We start from the raw sequence: 304 nt of genomic DNA, 5'->3' as shown, positions 1-304 counted from the left end.
AACGCGAACGAAACAACTCATCGGCAGGCAACTGCTCGGCGGCAGGACGGCGTGTACGCATGGGCGAAAACTGCCAGAAACCAGTTCGTAGAGTAACGAAAACTGGCAATTCCAGCACACCTAAAACGCAGGTTAAGCCTTGCAATGGATGCAGCCTGGGGGTTTTTCAGGGGCGACTAGGGCCTGTTAACACATCCGAAGCCCATCAACGACTAGGACGAAGCTGAGGAATCCAAGGAACATGACATCCAGCTTCTCGAAGCGCGAGAAAATCCGGCGGTAGCCTTTCAAGCGACGGAACAGT

At 53.9% G+C, this 304-nt stretch carries 1 pseudogene; it reads right to left on the bottom strand.

The features are described 5' to 3' along the window. Positions 1–186: 186 nt before the first annotated feature. Positions 187–304 (bottom strand): annotated as a pseudogene (locus tag F7R02_RS25995) (IS5-like element ISCARN85 family transposase); the annotation flags it as partial.

Origin of the sequence: Xanthomonas cissicola (assembly GCF_008801575.1) — a bacterium.
GTDB lineage: Bacteria > Pseudomonadota > Gammaproteobacteria > Xanthomonadales > Xanthomonadaceae > Xanthomonas > Xanthomonas cissicola.
Note: the sequence above shows the minus strand (reverse complement) of the source record. Positions and strands in the feature narration are given on the sequence as shown.